Source organism: Alkalihalobacillus sp. NPDC127517 (assembly GCF_050276055.1).
In the GTDB taxonomy this organism is placed as follows: Bacteria; Bacillota; Bacilli; order Bacillales; family Bacillaceae_D; genus Alkalicoccobacillus.
The window spans coordinates 1-17072 of the sequence record NZ_JBNNQX010000012.1 but is presented as its reverse complement, the minus strand read 5'-3'; the positions used below and the strand labels follow the sequence as shown (position 1 = coordinate 17072).

Annotated in this window: 18 protein-coding genes, 1 tRNA gene and 2 rRNA genes; 5 read left to right on the top strand and 16 right to left on the bottom strand. The window is 40.8% G+C overall.

Going from position 1 to position 17072, the window contains the following annotated elements; translation table 11 throughout:
- Positions 1-42: 42 nt before the first annotated feature.
- The 4 genes from ACQKKO_RS16360 to ACQKKO_RS16345 are packed head-to-tail and all read right to left on the bottom strand — an operon-like array spanning position 43 to position 2522.
- Positions 43-876 carry an STAS domain-containing protein gene (locus ACQKKO_RS16360; RefSeq protein ID WP_498649060.1) on the bottom strand — a complete coding sequence of 278 codons (834 nt, stop codon included), beginning with the start codon at positions 874-876 and terminating at the stop codon, positions 43-45.
- A 31-nt stretch (positions 877-907) separates the two neighbouring features.
- A complete protein-coding gene (gene tatC, locus ACQKKO_RS16355; RefSeq protein WP_498649058.1) occupies positions 908-1660 on the bottom strand; it encodes a twin-arginine translocase subunit TatC in 753 nt (250 codons plus the stop codon).
- A gap of 18 nt (positions 1661-1678) precedes the next feature.
- Complete coding sequence (locus ACQKKO_RS16350; protein WP_343129651.1) at positions 1679-1858, bottom strand: sec-independent protein translocase protein TatAY; 180 nt, start codon at positions 1856-1858, stop codon at positions 1679-1681.
- A 16-nt stretch (positions 1859-1874) separates the two neighbouring features.
- Positions 1875-2522: a redox-sensing transcriptional repressor Rex gene (locus ACQKKO_RS16345; RefSeq protein ID WP_498649057.1), complete on the bottom strand. Its 648-nt coding sequence runs from the start codon at positions 2520-2522 to the stop codon at positions 1875-1877.
- A gap of 168 nt (positions 2523-2690) precedes the next feature.
- Between ACQKKO_RS16345 and ACQKKO_RS16340 the strand changes: the two genes are divergently transcribed.
- Positions 2691-4622: an ABC transporter ATP-binding protein gene (locus ACQKKO_RS16340; protein ID WP_498649055.1), complete on the top strand. Its 1932-nt coding sequence runs from the start codon at positions 2691-2693 to the stop codon at positions 4620-4622.
- Between the two features lie 30 nt (positions 4623-4652).
- Here ACQKKO_RS16340 and ACQKKO_RS16335 read toward each other — a convergent pair whose 3' ends face one another.
- From ACQKKO_RS16335 to ACQKKO_RS16305, 7 genes are all read right to left on the bottom strand, one after another.
- A complete protein-coding gene (locus ACQKKO_RS16335) occupies positions 4653-6812 on the bottom strand; it encodes a hypothetical protein (protein WP_498649053.1) in 2160 nt (719 codons plus the stop codon).
- 246 nt (positions 6813-7058) lie between these two features.
- Positions 7059-8063 carry a tRNA (adenosine(37)-N6)-threonylcarbamoyltransferase complex transferase subunit TsaD gene (tsaD, locus tag ACQKKO_RS16330; protein ID WP_498649050.1) on the bottom strand — a complete coding sequence of 335 codons (1005 nt, stop codon included), beginning with the start codon at positions 8061-8063 and terminating at the stop codon, positions 7059-7061.
- Between the two features lies 1 nt (position 8064).
- On the bottom strand, positions 8065-8511 hold the full coding sequence (gene rimI, locus ACQKKO_RS16325) for a ribosomal protein S18-alanine N-acetyltransferase (RefSeq protein WP_498649047.1): 447 nt from the start codon (positions 8509-8511) through the stop codon (positions 8065-8067).
- Positions 8504-9217: a tRNA (adenosine(37)-N6)-threonylcarbamoyltransferase complex dimerization subunit type 1 TsaB gene (gene tsaB / locus ACQKKO_RS16320; RefSeq protein WP_498649046.1), complete on the bottom strand. Its 714-nt coding sequence runs from the start codon at positions 9215-9217 to the stop codon at positions 8504-8506. Before tsaB ends, rimI begins: the two co-directional genes overlap by 8 nt.
- Positions 9208-9672 carry a tRNA (adenosine(37)-N6)-threonylcarbamoyltransferase complex ATPase subunit type 1 TsaE gene (tsaE, locus tag ACQKKO_RS16315; RefSeq protein ID WP_498649044.1) on the bottom strand — a complete coding sequence of 155 codons (465 nt, stop codon included), beginning with the start codon at positions 9670-9672 and terminating at the stop codon, positions 9208-9210. Before tsaE ends, tsaB begins: the two co-directional genes overlap by 10 nt.
- 7 nt (positions 9673-9679) lie before the next feature.
- The gene (gene thiL / locus ACQKKO_RS16310; RefSeq protein WP_498649042.1) at positions 9680-10669 is read right to left on the bottom strand and encodes a thiamine-phosphate kinase; all 990 of its coding nucleotides are present in this window, start codon (positions 10667-10669) and stop codon (positions 9680-9682) included.
- Positions 10670-10792: 123 nt separating this feature from the next.
- Positions 10793-10866 (bottom strand) — tRNA-Met (locus ACQKKO_RS16305).
- A 231-nt stretch (positions 10867-11097) separates the two neighbouring features.
- On the opposite strand from ACQKKO_RS16305, the gene ACQKKO_RS16300 reads away from it, so the two are divergent.
- The gene (locus tag ACQKKO_RS16300) at positions 11098-11244 is read left to right on the top strand and encodes a hypothetical protein (RefSeq protein ID WP_498649040.1); all 147 of its coding nucleotides are present in this window, start codon (positions 11098-11100) and stop codon (positions 11242-11244) included.
- Positions 11245-11289: 45 nt separating this feature from the next.
- On the opposite strand, the gene crcB is transcribed toward ACQKKO_RS16300, so the two are convergent.
- Both crcB and ACQKKO_RS16290 read right to left on the bottom strand, forming a co-directional pair.
- A complete protein-coding gene (crcB, locus tag ACQKKO_RS16295; RefSeq protein WP_498649039.1) occupies positions 11290-11646 on the bottom strand; it encodes a fluoride efflux transporter CrcB in 357 nt (118 codons plus the stop codon).
- On the bottom strand, positions 11643-12029 hold the full coding sequence (locus ACQKKO_RS16290) for a fluoride efflux transporter FluC (RefSeq protein WP_498649038.1): 387 nt from the start codon (positions 12027-12029) through the stop codon (positions 11643-11645). Before ACQKKO_RS16290 ends, crcB begins: the two co-directional genes overlap by 4 nt.
- 126 nt (positions 12030-12155) lie before the next feature.
- On the opposite strand from ACQKKO_RS16290, the gene ACQKKO_RS16285 reads away from it, so the two are divergent.
- From ACQKKO_RS16285 to ACQKKO_RS16275, 3 genes are all read left to right on the top strand, one after another.
- Positions 12156-12860, top strand: a complete 705-nt coding sequence (locus ACQKKO_RS16285) for an MgtC/SapB family protein (protein ID WP_498649035.1) — start codon at positions 12156-12158, stop codon at positions 12858-12860.
- Between the two features lie 63 nt (positions 12861-12923).
- Positions 12924-13553, top strand: coding sequence for a DedA family protein (locus ACQKKO_RS16280; RefSeq protein ID WP_498649033.1), 630 nt, complete (start codon positions 12924-12926; stop codon positions 13551-13553).
- A 161-nt stretch (positions 13554-13714) separates the two neighbouring features.
- Positions 13715-14224 carry a ferritin gene (locus ACQKKO_RS16275; protein ID WP_498649032.1) on the top strand — a complete coding sequence of 170 codons (510 nt, stop codon included), beginning with the start codon at positions 13715-13717 and terminating at the stop codon, positions 14222-14224.
- Between the two features lie 41 nt (positions 14225-14265).
- Here the strand turns inward: ACQKKO_RS16275 and ACQKKO_RS16270 are convergent, their stop codons facing one another.
- From ACQKKO_RS16270 to rrf (ACQKKO_RS16260), 3 genes are all read right to left on the bottom strand, one after another.
- On the bottom strand, positions 14266-16050 hold the full coding sequence (locus tag ACQKKO_RS16270) for a S9 family peptidase (protein WP_498649030.1): 1785 nt from the start codon (positions 16048-16050) through the stop codon (positions 14266-14268).
- Between the two features lie 148 nt (positions 16051-16198).
- Positions 16199-16314 (bottom strand): 5S ribosomal RNA (rrf, locus tag ACQKKO_RS16265).
- Between the two features lie 663 nt (positions 16315-16977).
- Positions 16978-17072, bottom strand: a 5S ribosomal RNA gene (gene rrf / locus ACQKKO_RS16260); the annotation flags it as partial.

Sequence of the window (17072 nt, the reverse complement as noted above, 5' to 3'; positions counted from 1 at the left end):
AAGACTGATCATCCTATCAAAGGATGATCAGTCTCATACAGATTATTTCTCAGCCAACGCTTGAGCCAAAGTAGATTTAATTCTGATTTGGTCGAATGAAAGTCCTAATTGAACAGCTGTTTGTGCAATTTCCGGACGGATACCAGATAATGTGGTTCTCACTCCGATAATGGATAAGGCAGAGATTAATTGAAAGATTTCATTGGCAACCATCGTATCAATGATCACTACTCCAGATAAGTCCAGATACAGATGGTCTACGCCCTTCTCAGCACATTGTGCGAGCGTATTTTCAAGAATTGACTTGGCACGAGCCGTATCAATATCACCAACAAGTGGAAGAAGCGCACTACTGTTCTGTAGAAGAATAACAGGAGAACTTAATTCGTTAATCATTTCCTTCTGCGCTTCTAATTGAACGGTTGTATTTGTATCAATCTTCTTAATAAAATATTGAATCGTAAAATCAAGTGTTTTGACGATTTGATGTTTCCATTCATCGTGTTGTTCTTTCGATACCTCAACTGAAGCCTCTTCCACAAACGTATCAATGTATGAAAGAAAGATATCTCTCGTTCGTACAAACTCACGAAACATTTGATTCAGAGGTGTTTGCAAGTGCGCTCGATCACTTCCAATATCACCAACCCAACTTAAAATTTGGTTGTGGACTTCAGAAGTAGGTGCTATAAAAAGACGAGTCAGATTCTTTATGTATTCTTCATTTTGCTGCATAAGCTTATAGATGGAATCGGCATCCTTTACCGAATAGACTGAATCTACATCATCTTCTTCAAGCGTTTTAAACCATGTCTCAGTCACTTCTTTTGTTCGTTCTTGCAAAAATTCATATAACGATTGATTGACTGTACTCACGTCTAATCACATCTCCATATCGTTTCAATTTTTAATCTGATTGCTTCTTCTCAGCTACGTCTTCAGTTAATTTGTACTTACGATAGGTCAGCTTAGAAAGCCAAATACTAAATTCATAGAGTAATAGTAATGGAACGGTTACCATCGAATGTGAAAATAAATCTGGTGGCGTTATAAATCCAGCAATGACTAATAAGACAAAGTAAGCATATTTACGGATCTTACGCAAAAAGTCTGGTGTAAGTAAACCGATTCTTGTTAGAAACATAACAACAACAGGCAATTGGAATAACGCACCAAACGGTAGAATTAATTGAAAAAGGAAAGCAAAGTATTCATTAATTCCATATTGTTCTGTTATATTTAATCGATCCGCCATGGTAGACATAAAGGAAAGGATAAATGGAAACAAAACAAAATAGGCAAATGCCACACCAACTAGAAACAAAATAAATGCAATTGGAATATAAGCAAGTGTAGCCTTTTGTTCCCTCTCATGCAAGCCTGGCTTCACGAACGCCCAAAGCTGATAGAGTACCACTGGAAAAATTAAGACCAATCCGATCGCAAGTGTAAATGTCATGAAGATACGAAGAGGATCCGTCATTTTAAAGGCGTTCATAGGTAAATCACGTGCTTCAGGTGCTTGCTGAAGTAACGTGATAAGGGGTGATGAGATAAAGAATCCAATAATTAGCGCCACAATAAAAAAGGCGAGTACGACAAAGAGTCTTCGCCTTAATTCTTCAAGGTGGGCCCATATGGACATGTCCTGTTGATTCATATGAGATCCATCCTTATATTAAGCTTGGTCTTTCTCACGTTTCTTTTCTTCTTCGTCATCAGCTAGTCCTTTTGTTGCGTTCTTAAACTCACGTAAACTTGAACCGAATGCTTTTCCAAGCTCCGGTAGCTTCTTAGGTCCAAAAATCAATAAAGCAACAATGGCTATTAAAATAATACTCCATGGTCCCATTTGCATCTTTACTTCATCCTCCTTATTGTGGTGAATCGAGCGGATAATGTTTTAAGAAATAAACAAGCGCTTGTAATTCAACGGCCAGATCGATGTGATGAACTCTCACTGAGTCTGGAACGGTTAGTCTAGCAGGCGTGAAGTTTAAAATCGCCTTCACTCCAGAGGCAACAAGCCTGTCCGCAATCTTTTGAGCTACGGTCGCTGGTACCGTTAAAATCGCTACCGTAATTTCTTTCGTATGCTTTTCCTCAAAATCATTAAGGTCGTAGATTTCTACGCCTCCAACATCCGTTCCTATCTTATCTGGATCGACATCAAAGGCCATCTCAATCTGCGTATTATTATTTTTAAAAAAGTTATAGTGTAGAAATGCTGTGCCCAAATTCCCGACTCCCACCAGCATTACCTTCGTTAGATCATCTTGGTCTAATGTTTCGCGAAAGAATGATAACAAATAATTTACATTATAACCATATCCCTTCTTTCCTAAAGCACCAAAATACGAAAAATCTCGTCTGATTGTTGCAGAATCCACTTTAACCGCTTCGCTCAGTTCTGTTGATGACACTCGCTGTTTCCCTGAAGCGTGTAGGTTCTCCAAAAAACGATAATAAAGCGGAAGTCTTTTAGCTGTTGCTTGTGGTATCTTCACGTGTTCTGACTTCATTACTTTCCTCCCGAGACTGTTCCTCTCTTTTAGAAGAGAGAACTACAACCATTGTACACTATTTTTCATGGAATGTAAGGGTTCGCATGAGAAGTATTCATAAGTTGTTAGGATGTTTGGTTATACGTTACACTAGAGAAAAAGAACTGTACACGGGAAGGACTTATTATGATTGTTTTACAATGTATAAATGTATCAAAAGCCTTTGTGGCTGATCCTGTTTTAGAGAATGTGAAGCTTGAGGTACAAACAGGTGACAGACTGGCTCTTGTTGGTCGAAATGGCGCAGGTAAATCCACGCTCCTTAAAATCATTGCAGGAGAATATCAGCCTGACACGGGACAAATTATGATACCAAAAGGGGTTCGGGTTGGTTATCTTGAACAGCACAGTGGACTTTCATCTGAGCGTTCTATTTGGGATGAAATGCTTACCGTTTTTGAACCCATTCGTCAAATGGAGAAGCGTTTAAGAGAGCTAGAAGCGCTTATGTCGGATCAATCAGTATTATCAGATGAGACAAGCTACAACAAATTAATCAAGGAATACGATGAGCTGCAACTAACGTTTAAAGATCAAGGCGGATATCAATATGAAGCGGATATTCGAAGTATCTTGTCAGGACTTCATTTCTCTAGTTTTGATTACACAACAAGTATTGCGACTCTGAGTGGCGGACAGCGCACAAGACTTGCACTGGCCAAGCTCCTTTTACAAAAACCAGATTTGTTAATTCTCGATGAGCCAACCAACCATTTAGATATCGATACCTTATCCTGGCTAGAACAGTTTCTAACTGGATACAAAGGCGCTATTCTGCTAGTTTCCCATGACCGATATTTTCTGGATCAAATTGTTACCGGTGTGGTGGAGCTATCCAGACAAAAGTCGATTAGGTATTCAGGGAACTACAGCTTCTATTTAGACGAGAAAGCGGCGCGTTACGAGCAAGAATTAAAGCAATTTGAGAAGCAACAAACGGAAGTAGCCAAGCTTGAGGACTTTATCGCTCTTAACCTTGTTCGAGCTTCAACAACCAAACGAGCCCAAAGTCGTCGAAAACAGTTAGAAAAGATGGACAGGCTAGATCGTCCAGCTGGTTCTGAGAAATCAGCCTCTTTCTCCTTTGACATTGAGCGCCAAAGTGGAAATGAAGTACTTCGTGTGAATGAGTTGAGTTTATCCTTTTCAGGGCAAACGATTTTAGATCATTTACAGCTTGAGTTAAACCGTGGAGAAAGTGTCGCCTTAATCGGACCAAACGGTGCTGGTAAATCTACATTATTAAAAGCAATTATGAACAAACTTGAGCCAGACACCGGGACAATTCGATTTGGCTCTCACGTGACGATTGGGTATTATGATCAGGTTCAAGCTGAGCTTCACTCAAACAAGACGGTTTTACATGAACTATGGGATGAGCACAGATTGACCCCTGAAAAAGATATTCGCACGGTTTTAGGTAATTTTCTCTTTAGTGGAGATGATGTATTAAAGCCTGTCAAAGCTTTAAGTGGTGGCGAAAAGGCGCGACTGGCGCTTGCAAAGCTGATGATGCAAAAAGCAAATGTACTGCTGCTCGATGAGCCGACCAACCATCTTGACTTAGATTCAAAGGAAATCCTTGAAGCGGCACTGATCGACTATCCAGGAACCCTCTTGTTTGTTTCACACGACCGCTACTTTTTAAATCGGTTAACCACTCGAACGGTTGAGTTAGCAGATGGGAAAACGACTTCATATTTAGGTGACTATGACTATTACCTAGAGAAAAAAGAAGAACAACGCCAATTTGCGGAACTCAAGCAACAAACTACCGATTCACAATCACCAACTGATGTTCATGCTTCAAAACAAAACTACTCACAGGATAAAGAAGCAAAAAAACAGGAACGTCAACGCCTTCGCAGGATTGAAGCCATAGAAGCAGAAATGGCTGAGCTCGAAGATACAATTCAGCAGCACGAAACGGATTTATGTGATCCCGACGTTTACGCTGATCATGTTCGCGCAGCAGAGCTTCAGACCTCCATTACCAATGCGAATGAAACACTTGAAGCTTTGATGGAAGAATGGGAAACCCTTCAATTAGAAGAATAGCTTAAAATATAGACTACTGATCCCAGAAGATCAGTAGTCTATTTGTTCGATTTGCCTCCAATAAAAATAGATCGACACAACACAAAACATCGAGGTTGCCGCTGCGACAACACCAGAATCATTAATTAAAAGCAGAATAACAGACCCTAACACTCCTATTTTAATAAATACCTGCTTATTCACATCTCTCCATCGATCCAGTCTTAACAAAAGGATAAGCCCGGCTAAAAGATAACTAATGACAAGCAATTGTGTCCAATTCGAGTGTTTAAAAAGCTTTATGTTCATTTCTACTTTTCTGGCGATAGTATCTGCAATATATGAAAAGTCACCTGCTTGTATACGTCCATAAGCTACCCCAATATGAGATGAGTGATTAGCAGCCTGTAGAACATAGAGAAGGATCAAAGAACCCACGCCACTCACAATTAGAGAAAGAATTATTTTCTTTTTAGTTACCTTGCTGCCACTAGCCCACATAAACCAGAAAAAGCTTGCCAAGCAGGCTGAAAGAAACCCACCTGCATTCGCACCTAGCTGTGAGTGACCTAAAACAAGTAACTGTCCTGCAATCAATACAGTTGATGATGTCCATCTTAGCCAGGTAATACGGGTATTAGCCAAATAAACAGTAATTACAAATATAAAGATGATATAAATCCCTACATATTCATTTCCTATCCCGTAGTACCTCGCACCGATCAATGGATCATACCCTAAGTAAGAATGCGATAAAAGAGTAGATCCAGTTAGAATGTCCGCACTTAAAGCAAGAACTGTAACCAATGCCGTAAGCAGGATTCCCCAGCTTCGAAGCAACCGTACGCTCCCTCCCCATAACAGAGAACAACAGAGTATCAGAAGGAAGAACCCCACTGCGGAAATCGTTGATTCCAGTCTAGCTAATAACAAAAACCATAGAGGTGAACTTAAGGCAGATAAAAGGAGAGTTTCTAGACATGTTTTTTGTGTTTCCTTTTTCTTGCCTAACCACGTCCATCCACTTACACCAAGCAACAAAATGGCTAAGCTTGTTACATAAATAGATAGGACCCATGCTCTCGTTTTAAAAATATGGACGGATTGATCCACTCGCTCAAGTAACTGCTGTGAATGATTGGGCTCTTTTATGATTCTCTTTAATGGAAATCCTTGATCATAATCGGTAGATGGGAGCCCTATTCGCTGGATCAAGGTTGGCGCAACATCAACATTACTTAAGACATCTGTTCTTCTTGTTGTATCCGAGACTAATGCCCCTCCCACTCCATTACTGGTCCATTCGTAGATGGGGGCAAGCTGCTTTTTGTCCGAGTAAGCTTCTTTATGTACAAACGGAGAGATTAACCACATATCAGGATGTTCCTCTTGAACGCTTAGTATAAAAGCCTCCAGCTCCCCTAATGCTTGCTCTCGTTGCTTTTCATATGCTACATCAGTCATTTGATTTTTTAACGCAAACAATCGATATAAGTCCCCCCATTCAACAACAATAAACGGGTACTCTTTAGATTGCTTAGCTATTTCATCGATCATCCAGCCTGAATTCATCTTTTTTCCGTACGCTCGCGTCGTGTCTTGTATCACACTCTCATTCAACGAACCGTCCGTAGTCCCTTTACTATTCATTGTCAGAAACGATCCAAAGCGATGCTTTTGATCTGTGTCACTTGTTCCCAGAACGAATGCACGAATGCCTGTAGCAAAAAGCCTGTCACCTATTTGTCCGACACGGGCTTTATAGTGAGTGTCTTGATTTACTTTATGTAACGCTTCAATCTGTGGATAAACGATTCCGTCTACCACTGGGTGATCCGTAAACTGTATGAATTGATCTTTGGCACGCTGACCTTCCAGTTCTTCTTCACTATCATAAGAGGCTGTGTGCGGGATTGCCATTGTTTTTCTCCCTGCTGAGAGTGTAAGCACGCTACCAAGTTCAGAATGCAAACCTGCTGATTTCGTATTCATTGCACCTATATAAGCACTCGACCATAAGGCCCGATCACCGTGACCTAAAAACCACTCTGCTTCGTCAAAGCTCATACCTGGCACGATGATAATCAGTTGCTCTCTGATGGGTGTACCGCCGGCTTTCGCTTCTGCCCACGAAGGACAGACACTCATTATTAAGATTATAAGAAAAACGAATAAAAACCACCTGACACATTTTGCACTATTTTCTGACATATCCACATTATCCACACACATTTCCACAGGAGATATCGTTCACCGTGCTTTCTTTACTGTCCTTTTACATGATCATGACGTTCTTATTATTTCCTTTACAATACATACGCATAAAGTTATCCACTTTATTAACAACCAGTGGATAACTTTATGCACAGCTTATTCTCATTTTATATAGTGTGCCACGCAACGCCTCATTTCATAAAAAAAGAACCAAAAAGAATGTACTCTTTTTGGTTCTTACGATTATAAATCCATACCTGGACGGCCATTGAGGTCCCATCCAGCAAATCTTTGCTTTTCTAATTGATAAAAAGCAGCTGCACCAATCATAGCGGCATTGTCTGTGCATAATGAAAGTGGAGGGATCGATAGTGTCATTGTCTCGCTAAACTCCTTTTCAAGTGCCGCACGCAATCCTTTGTTTGCAGCAACTCCACCTGCAACGACTAGTTGCTTTACCTCATATCGATCTACAGCTTTTCTTGTTTTCGTTACTAACACATCAATTACACTTTCTTGAAAACTAGCTGCTAAATTCGGTATATTTGGCTCTTCGCCTCGCTGCTTCTGGTTGTGAACCACATTTAGTACATGTGATTTTAGCCCACTAAAGCTAAAGTCTAATGAATCAGGCTCTAACCAAGAACGAGGGAAATTCATCTCTGGAGAACCGGTATGAGCGAGACGATCTATATGAGGACCCCCTGGATAAGGCAGACCAAGCGTTCTCGCCACTTTATCGTACGCCTCACCGACAGCATCATCTCGTGTCATCCCAATTGTTTCAAATTGCCCGTCCTGTTCCATATAGATTAATTCTGTGTGCCCACCTGAGACAACGAGTGCCATCAATGGAAACTGCATCGGTTGAACAAGCTGATTGGCATAAATATGCCCCGCGATGTGATGAACCCCAATTAAAGGTAGACCATGCGCAAATGCCATAGCCTTTGCCGCATGCACTCCAATTAATAACGCTCCAACGAGTCCGGGTCCTTCCGTTACCGCCACGGCATCAAGCTCATCTGGACGAACCTCTGCTTCCGCTAACGCCTGCTCAATAATTCGTGTTACTTGTTCAACATGATGACGCGATGCTACTTCTGGCACTACCCCTCCAAAGCGTTTATGACTTTCAATTTGAGAGGCCACTACATTACTACGAATGATCGTACCGTTTTCAATAACGGATGCCGCTGTTTCATCACAGCTTGTTTCAATTGCTAAAATTCGTTTTATCTTTGTCATATTAGAAATCCACCCACATAACCCATGCGTCCTCCGCATTGTCTTGATAGTAGTTTTTTCGTATGCCGCCTTTTTTCATTCCGAACTTTTGATATAAGCCCTGGGCGACTACATTTGATTCTCTTACTTCTAACGAAACCTTTGTTCCGCCCATCCCTTTAATTAACGTGATGGTTGCACCTAGTAACTCTTCGCCTCTTTTTTTTCCACGCACAGAAGAATGAATAGCGATATTTGTGATTTGCGCTTCCCCTGCAATCAACCAAAATCCGCAATAACCGATGATACGATCCTCTAACTCATACACAATATAATGAGCATAATGATTAAGTGTTAATTCGTTCTCAAAAATCTCTTTTGTCCATGGTGACGTAAACGCATCTAACTCCACTTCCATCACCTGGTCAATATCATCATGAGTCATGAACCGAATTGGACCCTCATTCATTGGCCTTGCCTCTTTGTGCTTCTTCCCACTTTGCCTCAGCCTCTGAAAGCTGAAGATAATTAGGAACAAGGCTATGAACATCTTGAACCGGTTGTTTTGCCTCACCTAATGCGGCAAGCTCACTTGGTCTTGGCAGCTGTTTAGACGGCGGCGCAAAATGCGCAAGCGCTCCAAGCCTCTCTTGGATGATGTCCTTATGCAGGGCAATGTCTGAACCCGTAAATAAAACCGGTTTTCCTTGTTCTATTAAGCTCTCAAATAATTGCTCACGTTCAATTAATTGTTCCACTCCTTGAAGAGATAACTCTCCATAAGCCAAACTCGAATAACAAGCCGTATACACTCGATTGCGTCTCGCATCAATAATTGGACAAACCGTCCCTTGAAAGTAGCGTCCCTGCTGAGCCATAACCTCCAGACTCGACACTCCAACTAACGGAACATCTAGAGTCCAAGCCAGTGTTTTAGCTGTTGTCACACCAATTCGAACACCCGTATAAGACCCCGGCCCAACTGCCACCACAACTTTTGTAATGTCTTTGGGACTTAGATCAAGCTCTGCTAGTACATCAGTCACAGCTGGCATTAATCTAAGAGAGTGGTTCTTCTTCATATGAGTAGTGAGTTCTGCTGCAACCTCTCCGTCTCTTAATACAGCAACCCCGAGCACATATGAAGATGTATCTATCGCTAACGTTATTCCCATTCTGCTAACTCCTTACAAAGCTGTTCAAAATGTTCACCATGTGGTTGAAACAGCAAATATCTTTTTTCTTCTCCTGCGTGACGAATGGTAATATCTAATCGCTTCTCAGGCAGTTGTTCTACAATCTTTGAAGCCCATTCTACAACCGTAATCCCTTCACCGTAGAAGTACTCGTCTAAACCAATATCTTCTTCACTATCTTCATCTAAACGATACACGTCCATATGGTAAAAAGGAAACCTGCCTTCATATTCTTTAATAATTGTAAAAGTCGGGCTGTTCACAACCTTTTTCACACCTAGCCCTTTTGCAAGCCCCTTCGAAAAGTGGGTTTTCCCTGCTCCAAGGTCCCCTTCAAGCGTAATGACATCACCAGGCCGAACAAGCTTTGCTAGTTTTTCTGCAAGCTCCATCGTCTCAAGTGGAGAATGAACTTGCTTTTTATATCTTCCCATTGCTTCATCATTTTTTAAAATGGTTAAACCCTCCCTTCTGTAAAGGTTTTAACTGGTCATTCTCTGTAACATAAACCGGATGCTCAGCCTTTTCTTTCACTTTGCCTATTCGTTGGATTTGAATGCCTGCTTTTAGAGCGTCCTCCAAGAATAGTGAAAATGCTGTTTCTTCTATTGTACCTATCAGTTGAAAATCCTCTCCACCGTTAAAGGCAAACGCAAGCTTCTGCCCTTTATCGAACTCATCAAGCGCTGGATGAAAAGGGATCTGATCCGCTTCAAGGTATATGGACACATCACTTGCTACTGCCAGCTCACTTGCTTCGCTTGCTACACCATCACTAATATCGTTTAAAGATATCCTCGCCTGTGTCCTCGCACATAACCGGCCCGCCTCAACTTGCGGTTCTGGTTGTTGGTGCATGAAAACAAGCTCAGCCTCTGACTTATTAAACGAAGCATACCGTCCCTTTTCCAGGAGCAACCCAAGTCCTGCCGCCGAGCTACCAACTGTCCCCGTAATAAATACGATATCTCCTGGAGCCGCCTTATTTCGATACAAAGAGACCGCTTCTTCCACTTGTCCAATTGCAGTAACCGTAATGACGAGTGACTCCTTAGCAGAAACCGTATCTCCACCAATTAGATCCATCTTCCATTTGTCCGCGAGTTCCTGCATCCCTTTATATAGATCGTTTAGGTCTTCATCATTCCAAAGAGACGGAATGGCGATAGAGACTAAATAAAAGCGAGGCACTGCTCCCATCGCTGCCAAATCACTAACATTAATTGCGAGAGCCTTCCTGCCAATTTGATACGGTGATAATGTATCCTTTGTAAAATGCACGCCTTCAATCATCGTATCTACACAAACAACTTCCCGCATGCCTTCGGTCGATGCATAAACCGCCGCGTCATCACCAATTCCCATTACTAATGAAGGTTGATGGTGCGAAGCTGGTTTAATCTGATCAATAAATTCAAATTCATCCTTCACGTAAAGGGCCTCCCCTTATCACTCATTCACCTATCCAGTTTAGCTGATTTTTATAAAAGATGCGAATGGCTAATCCATGCAAAAAAACCGAAGCTTCCGCCTCGGTTTTTTCTCATTTCGGTATTGCGGGGGAAGGATTTGAACCTTCGACCTTCGGGTTATGAGCCCGACGAGCTACCAGACTGCTCCACCCCGCGTCGCTATATAATGTGTATATCATCAGTATGACCAAAATCGTAATGTTCATACCGTTTCTGTGACACAAGATATATCTTACCACGGTATTCAACTTAAAGCAACTATAAATTCTGAACAAATTTCAAACAAAATGATTGCTTTTTTTATTTAATAGGAGTATGATTCATTTCATAGATTGAAAGATATGAATTTTTTGTGACAATTTCGTCTTGAAAAAGGAGAGAATAATAATGTCTGAATTTAAAAGTGCATGCCGTACAATGCTTCTTACTCCTGTTGCTCTAGGTCTAACACTATTGCTATTACCTGTGTTACTTCTGACCGATGTACCGATTCTGACTCACTTTATTGAGTTTATCAATCATAACGATCGCTAAGTGCGATTTCTTTTATGCCTCTAGGGAAACTCCCTGGAGGCATTTTCAATATAAATAAAAGCCAATAAGATAAAAAAGGATACAACCAAGTATGCTGCCACTCACGTAAACTAGGAGTGGTTTCCATCTTTTTTGCATGAAAAGCTCCAATGATTCCATACTGAAAGTTGAGAAGGTTGTAAAGGCTCCTAAAAAACCCGTGGTCAAGATTGATCCGACACTTTCTAAATCAGCACGAAGATGGGCATGAACGAATCCAAGTAAGAAGGCTCCTAAAATATTTATCAAAATGATTGGGAGTGGAACTGCCATGCTCCAAGGTAAACGACTTAACCAAACGCTTAGCACATAGCGACTAAGCGCGCCCAATCCTCCCGCACATGCAATATAAGCTGATATCATGTACTCATCCTCTTTTCCGCCAACCCTTTTCCTAACAACGCTCCAAGACCTGCTGCAATGATGCCTCCTGCTACACTAATGAAAACGTATAGAATTGATATACTATGAGAAGCTCCTGCTAATTGGACACTTTCCGCTGTAAATGTCGACATGGTTGTGTATCCACCACATAAGCCTGCCCCAAGCCCAAGTTTAATCCATTGATGATTCGATTTTATGAGATACCAACCTGTGATAAAACCTAGCACCAAACTACCCGTTCCATTAACAAAAAAAGTAGCAAAATAAATGTTTTGCTCTGGAGCGAGTAAAGAAACGAGATATCTTAAATACGTTCCGATAGCACCCCCAATAAAAACAGCAATAATTAACCTCCATTGCATCTTTCCTCACCACTCTTCTTTTCTGTATACTTAACACATTGACTCTTCGGTTCATCTATCTAGGTATGAATGCATAGGCAAGCAGCATACCTTATAAATGTACAAACTTTTTTTGAGGTGATTACTATGGATATTTTATTAATTAAACTTGTGGCCTCCCTGTTATCAGGGTTTCTTATCGGAGTCGACCGTCAAATTAAACATAAACCACTTGGCCTAAAAACGAGCATGGTCATTTGTATAGCAAGCTGCTTAATGACCATTGTCTCCATTGAAGCTGTAGCTAAGTACGCATCTGATCATACACCAAATATGGACCCAATGCGACTTGCTGCTCAAGTGGTAAGTGGTGTCGGCTTCCTTGGCGCAGGTGTGATTTTACGTAGAAGCAATGATGTCATCTCCGGTTTAACAACAGCAGCCATGATTTGGGCAGCCTCTGGACTAGGAATTGCGATCGGAGCTGGATTTTATATTGAGGCAACCTTTGCCGTAATACTTATTCTTATTGCCATTAACGTAATACCTGCGATCCTTACTGCCGTCGGGCCCACTTCCTTAAGCTCAAAAGATGTCCACACTCGCATTGTTATCACTCCAGAAGGACAAATGAGCAGTATTATTGACGCACTCCAGGTGCGCGGAACCACTTTAAAGGAGAGACGAATCAAACAACTTACCGTGCGGGATGTCCAAATTAAAGACTTAACGAGCGGAAACCAACAGATGGACATTACACTCTCTATTCCAAAGTCGATGTACATTACGGATATTTACTACCTCATTAAAGAGATTGATCATGTTCAAACAGTAGATGTTGAAAAAAGATAGTGCCCTGTACCCAAAAACTAGATATACTGTAAGTAGACATCTAGCGATAGGACGGGTAGCAAAATGGAATTTGTAAAAGAGTTAATTGCCCAGTATGGGTACTTTGGCATTTTTGTTGCATTAGTTGGAGGCATTGTGGGACTACCCATTCCCGATGAATTACTGCTACTAACTGTTGGATATTTTACTCACTCAGGTGAGTTGAACCTATACCTTTCATTACTCATTTCGTTATTGGGTTCAATCATTGGAATCTCAATTAGCTATTTCTTAGGAAAAAAGCTCGGCCTTCCTTTTCTCATGACACATGGATCAAAATTCTTTCTGTCTCACAGGAAAATAGACCGAGCTCAAGTCTTGTTTCAGAAATACGGTGCATTTATTCTCGTAATCGGGTATTTTATTCCCGGTGTCAGGCACTTAACAGGTTACATTGCAGGAATATCAAACCTCCCCTATAAGAGGTTTTCAATCTATGCATATAGTGGTGCTTTTATATGGGTTCAGACATTTATATTCGCGGGTAACCATATGAGATGGGACTGGCAGAAATTAAGTGATTCCATCATTGCCCATAAGTTTTTAGTAGGCAGTATGATCGCTTTTGTTATTTTATTGATCATCTCTTGTTATATTCTGTTTCATACAGTGAAGCGTCGACGAAAACACCGTCGAGAATGCCAGCATAACTGATAAGATAACGGACTGATTGAGAATAAACAATCAAATTAAATGCAAGATGGCACATTAAATTAGATTCATTCTTATTAAACAGGTCAATCCATATTGACCTGTTCTTTGTGCTACGATACACTTAAGCTATGATGTTGTTTTAACTTGAGAGGAGCTTACCTATGCTACCAGATGATTTAACAAGAGTCTTAAATAAACAAGTAAACTTTGAGTTATACGCAGCGCATTCCTATACTGCAATTGCTGCTTATTTTGCTAACTTAGGTTTTAAAGGATTCAAAAACTTTTTCCTTGTTCAAGCAGAGGAAGAGCGATTTCACGCAATGAAAATTTATGACTTCTTGGTGGATGTTGGTGAAAGAGTCACTATCGAAACACTAGAACAACCAAAGAATCTATTTCAATCTCCTCTAGAGGCAATTGAACATTCTCTAGCTCAAGAAAAGGATGTAACAAAAGCCATTTATAAAATTGCCGACTTAGCGACAGATCATAAAGAACATGCGACCATCGCGCTAATGAATTGGTTTGTGGAAGAACAAGTTGAGGAAGAAAGTATGTTTCGTGACATGATTGCCAAAGTGAGTCGAATTGATGTCGACAGCAGTGCCTTTGTGATGATTGATGCGGACCTTGGCAAGCGTTCCTTTGATGCAGAAGAAGAGCATTAAGAAAAAGAACAGGACAAGCTGTGTCCTGTTCTTTTTTATGATTAAATGTACTGATTAAAAAATGCTAATACACGTTCACTTACCGTAATCTGATTTGCTTTCTTTGAAAAGCCATGACCTTCATCCTCAAACACAAGATACTCCACTTCGGTGCCTTGAGCCTTTAAGGATTCTACAATTTGATCAGACTCTGCTTTTACTACTCGCGGATCATTCGCCCCTTGAATAACCAGCATTGGCTTCGTCATTGTGGACAAATAAGTAATTGGAGAATCTCTTGTGAAGCGCTCCTTATCTTCCACCGGATCCCCTATCCATATCTTCATAATTGGTTTCCAGAATTCTGGAACACTTTCGTAGAAACTAAATAAGTTAGAAACACCAAAGATATCAACAACTGCTTTAAAGTAGTCTGGATGGCGTCCATGAAGCAACAAGGCCATATATCCACCATAGCTTCCGCCCATGAGTAAGACCTTATCCTCATCTACATAGCCTTGTTCAATCATATAATCTACGCACGCAATGTTATCAAGACGTGGTCCGTAGCCCCAGTCACCTTCAACCATTTTCAGGAAAGCAGCACCGTAATCGCTGGATCCCCTGAAGTTCGGCGCAACGATATTATAGCCTGCGTATACCAAGTGTTGAAACATCGCTCTAAAGAATTTCCCTTCAGATGCCTGAGGTCCCCCATGTGGCCAAAGAATCAAATGTTTATTATCTACTTCAGGTCTTGCTTTAAAATATAACGTTTCAATCTCTAAACCATCAAATGACTTGTATGTAAGGACTTCAGGCTCAGCCAGCTGATCATGCGCGATTCCTGGAACCTGTATCTGGGTTAGAGCTTCCCATTCTTGATCTTTCTTATAGACATACAGATTATTTGGAGATGTTGCCGTTCCTCCCGTAAGATACAACGTGCCTTTTTCACTTAAAATGACTTGTGAAATACTTGTAACAGGAATAATGAGTTCTGTGAGCTCTTGCTTTTCTATTTCATATCGATAAAGCTTTTCCGTTACACCAATCGTTGCAGATACATAGAGTATCCCCTGATCACGATCAAGCTTAATGGACTGCAACTCCGTTTGTTCTACTTCAGCTACTTTCTTCATTTCCTTTGTTTCTACATTGTATGAAGCCAGGTAATGAAAATCAGCTTGATAATTAGTTGTAAAATAAATAGACGAATCGTTTAAAAAGACGACCTTCCCAAAAGTGTAAGATAGCTCAGGTTGATCTACAAGAGGCATTAATGCGCTACCATCTAGTAAATAAGGAACCGTATGCGAGTTTGCAAACATACGCCCTACAACAAGCTTAGACCCGTCAGCATTCTTTGCTGCTAAAAACGTTGGCGCAACCTCACCCTCATGAAGGACCTTCACCTCTCCAGTAAGAAGGTGATATGAATTTGTATTTAAATAGGTCTCATTGGCATTAGTTGTATTGTAAAAGAGCACTGTACCATCCTCAGAAAGCCCGCTCAGCATGTGACGTTGTCCTTCTCGTGTCACAAGTGGCTTTAACACCCCACCATTACGAGGTAATGCATAAATCTGAGTGTTTTCATCTCCATCAAAATCAAATGATGCAACAACAAACGAACCATCCTTGCTATACATCAAGTCATAACAACTCTGTCCAATGGAAGTCAGCTTATAAGGAAAACGAGAATCTGTATTCATTCCCCAAAGCTCAAACTCTCCACTCAAATTTGCCGAAAAGATAATCTGATCTTCCTCCGGACTAACTGCAAAAGCACCTATCTCGATTAATTCATAAAATTGTCTGGCTTCTGGATGATCAAACGTAATCATATCATTCTCCTTAGCGTATGTAAGATTGGAAGTCTTTCCCTACTTTATTCTAGCATAGTCTATGGATACGTTTAATCATTTCACAAAAAATTTAGACAATAAAACCTAAAAAGATCGCGCATTTCCTATCGAAATGCGCGATCTTAATGCCCGGCAACGTTCTACTCTCGCAGGGGGAAGCCCCCAACTACCATTGACGCAGAAGAGCTTAACGGCCGTGTTCGGCATGGGAACGGGTGTGACCTCTTCGCTATTGCCACCGGACTGTATGTGAGTTTCTCTAACACATGACTTAGAATAACATGTCTAAAGAGACGATGCAACACATTTTGCGAAATTTGTCGTATCTTTTTTAGGAATATGGTTTGAAGAGGGTCTCAGAGGGAATATAGATTATTTTCTTAGTCGTTTGTATAGCTAGGTTACTGAGTTTCTTGATAGATGTCTAGATTTTTTTGACTACTTCCTTGGATTTCTTGGTGTTGAGGGGGAGCTTCTTTATGGATTTGGTTTGGTTCTTGGTATCAGGGATTGGCTCTTAATTGAAAGTACTATGAGCTTGGTGATTCTGTCATTTTATTTGGTAAAGAGATCGTGAGCTTAGTTATTCTTTATTACTTCTTGATATCGAGGTCTTGTTCTTACTGGTTTGTTTAATTTTCTTGGTATTTGATTTTTTCTTAATAAGTAGTTCATTCTTTTTGGGTTCGCCGCTATTCTTCTTAATAAATCGGTTTGCGTCTTGGTACCGAGTTGGCTTTCTTCATTCAAAGTACTGCTGAGATATTGGTTCTTGCTCCGATTTGCTTAATAACAATCCTACGTTCTTAGTTTTCATTCTACTCTTTTTAGTGATCTTCTTTATTTCCTAATCTTTACTAATCCACAAAAAACCTTCCATCAAAAGATGAAAGGTTTTTTATCAGTGCCCGGCAACGTTCTACTCTCGCAGGGGGAAGCCCCCAACTACCATTGACGCAGAAGAGCTTAACGGCCGTGTTCGGCATGGGAACGGGTGTGAC